The sequence below is a fragment of the Methylobacterium sp. B1 genome, assembly GCF_000333255.1.
Classification (GTDB): Bacteria; Pseudomonadota; Alphaproteobacteria; order Rhizobiales; family Beijerinckiaceae; genus Methylobacterium; species Methylobacterium fujisawaense.
In genome coordinates this window covers 1-2,839 of sequence record NZ_BACT01000766.1, presented here as the reverse complement: position 1 = coordinate 2,839, position 2,839 = coordinate 1, and the positions used below count along the sequence as shown (strand labels likewise).

At 71.9% G+C, this 2,839-nt stretch carries 1 protein-coding gene and 1 pseudogene; both read left to right on the top strand.

Going from position 1 to position 2,839, the window contains the following annotated elements; translation table 11 throughout:
• Positions 1-77: 77 nt before the first annotated feature.
• Positions 78-2,513, top strand: coding sequence for a beta-mannosidase (locus I53_RS22370; protein WP_043354845.1), 2,436 nt, complete (start codon positions 78-80; stop codon positions 2,511-2,513).
• Positions 2,503-2,839 (top strand): annotated as a pseudogene (locus I53_RS22365) (thioesterase); the annotation flags it as partial. The gene I53_RS22370 and the pseudogene I53_RS22365, both read left to right, overlap by 11 nt.

The window sequence follows — 2,839 nt, the reverse complement described above, 5'->3', positions numbered from 1 at the left end:
CGTCTCGACCGCCTCGCGGCGACCTACGACCGCGTCTTCGCCGACCTCGACCGCGCGCTGGACCGCTGAGAGCCGCGATGGCCCGCATCCGCTGCGTCGACGAGCGTGCGCCGGAGGTCCAGTTCGGGCCCTGGATGCTCGCCGTCACGCCGCCGGGCGCCTGTGCGGGCCCCGCTGACCTCGACGCCGTGACCGGCTGGATCCCCGCCACCGTTCCGGGCACCGCCGCCGCCGCCCTGCGGGCCGCCGGGCGCTGGAGCGAGGCCGCGCCGGAGCCGATCCACGATCGCGATGTCTGGTACCGGTCGCGCATCGCCGGGGCGGGCCCGGCTCGGCTTCGATTCGAAGGGCTCGCCACCCTGGCCGAGGTCTGGCTCGACGGCGCGCCGATCCTCTGCACCCGCTCCATGTTCGAGGCGCCCACCGTCGATGTCGAACTCGGCGGCGTCTCCGAGCTGGTGCTCTGCTTCCGTGCGCTCCGGGAGGAACTCGACCGACCGGCCAAGCGCGGGCGCTGGCGGCCCCGGATGATCACGCCCGGATCGCTGCGCCATCTGCGAACCAGCGTCCTCGGCTTCATGCCGGGCTGGTGCCCGGAGATCGACCACGTCGGCCCCTTCCGACCGCTGACTGTCGGGCCGGTCCGACCCCGCATGGCGGCCGCGGATGTGCGTTCGACCCTCGAAGGCGACATCGGCCACCTGGCCGTGCGCCTGCGAATCGACGGGCGGACCGACTCGGTCATCCTCGCGTGCGGCGGAGGTGAGGCTTCTCTGACCGAGGTCGAGCCGGGCCTGTTCACAGGCGCGCTGGCGCTTCCCGGCATCGCGCCCTGGTGGCCGCACACCCACGGCGTGCCGAACCTCTACCCGGTCGAGGTGCGCGTCGACGGCGCACGCTTCGACCTCGGCCGCGTCGGCTTCCGAAGCCTGACGCTCACCCGTCCGTTCGAGGACGGCCTGTCGCTGGCGGTGAACGGCGTGCCGGTCTTCTGCCGGGGCGCCGTCTGGACGCCGCCGGATCTCGTCGGGCTGGGCTCCGACGGGACCCGAACGCTGCTTATGCGCGCCCGTGCGGCCGGCATGAACATGCTGCGCGTCCCGGGTACGACGCTCTATCCGGATTCCGACTTCTACAATCTGTGCGACGAATTCGGCATTCTGGTCTGGCAGGACCTGATGCTCGCCAATTTCGACTATCCGCACGCGGACCCGGCTTTCGCGTCCCAACTCGACTGCGAGCTGACGGGGTTTCTCGAGCGGACGCAGACCGCGCCGTCGCTCTGCGTGCTGTGCGGGGGCAGCGAAGTCTGGCAGCAGGCGGCGATGCTCGGCGCGCCCCGGGCCGTCTGGGCCGACACCTTCTGCGCGACGACTTTGCCGGCGCGCGCGGCGGATCTGCGACCCGATCTCATCGTCGTGCCGAACTCGCCCTCCGGCGGCGACTTGCCCTTCTCGCCGCGCGGGGGCTGCACCCACTATTTTGGCGTCGGCGCCTATCGACGGCCCTTGGAGGATGCCCGCCGGGCAGAACCTGGCTTCGCCAGCGAATGCCTCGCCTTCGCCAATCCGCCCGAACCCGGCACGCCGGGACCGACCGGACCGGCCGATCCGCTCTGGCCGGCCGGCATCCCCCGGGACCGGGGGGCCGACTGGGACTTCGAGACGGTGCGCGACCATTATGTCGCCCTGCTCTACGGCGTCGATCCGGCGGCGCTGCGCGTCGAAGATCCGGACCGCTACCTCGAACTCGGCCGTGCTGCGGTGGCCGAAGTGATGGAGGCGACCTTCGCGGAGTGGCGCCGTCCGCGCTCGCCGACGGCCGGCGGCCTCGTCCTGATGCTGCGCGACCTCGGACCCGGCGCCGGCTGGGGCGTCATCGACTGGACGCAGAGGCCGAAATCGGCCTGGTATGCGCTGAAGCGCGCCTTCCGTCCGGTCCAGGTCCTTCTCACCGACGAGGGCCTCGACGGCCTTCACGTTCACGTCCTCAACGAGACGGCAGCGGCCCAGGACCTGACGCTGAGGCTGACCCTGTGCGATGTCGGGGGGCGGGTCGCAGCGCGGGCCGAGCGGGTCCTTACGGCCGGCCCGCGGGCGGCCCTCACGCTTTCTTCCGCCGCCGTTCTCGGCCGATTCTTCGACACCACGGACAGCTACCGGTTTGGGCCACGGATCCACGATCTCGCGCATGCCCGGCTGAGCGATGCCGACGGCCGCGTGATCGCCGAGAGCTTCCACTTCCCTGGCCTGCGACCAGTCCTCCGTGAGGCTGTCGGCCTGCGGGCCGAACCGGTCGCGACCGGGGAGGGTCCGGGTCTGCGGATCAGCACCGCGCGCTTCGCCTGCAGCGTCCAAGTACAAGCCTCCGGAGTGTGGCCGGTCGAGAGCGGATTCCATCTCGCGCCGGGATCGAGCCGGATCGTCGCCTTCGCGGACGCCGCCCGGCTGCCGCGCGGGAGCGTGCGGGCGATCAACAGCAGCGAGATCGTGGAATTCGGTCATGACGCCTGAGGTCGAGTCCGACGCCGCGGTGCCGGTGACGTTCGATGGTCTGTTCGGGTGGCTTCATCCGGCCGCCGGACGGCGCGGCGTCGTCCTCTGCGGGACCTGCGGTTTCGAGCAGATGGCCGCGCACAGACCCTGGCGTTCGCTGGCCGAAGGCCTCGCCGCGGCGGGCTGCCCGACCTTGCGCTTCGACTACCCGGGGGAGGGCGACTCGGCCGATCCCGAAGCCGGAGGGATCCTGGCCTGCGTCGCGGCGATCCGGCGAGCCGTCCAGTTCCTGCGCGCAACGGCGGGCGTGTCGGAGATCGTCCTCATCGGTCTGCGTCTGGGCG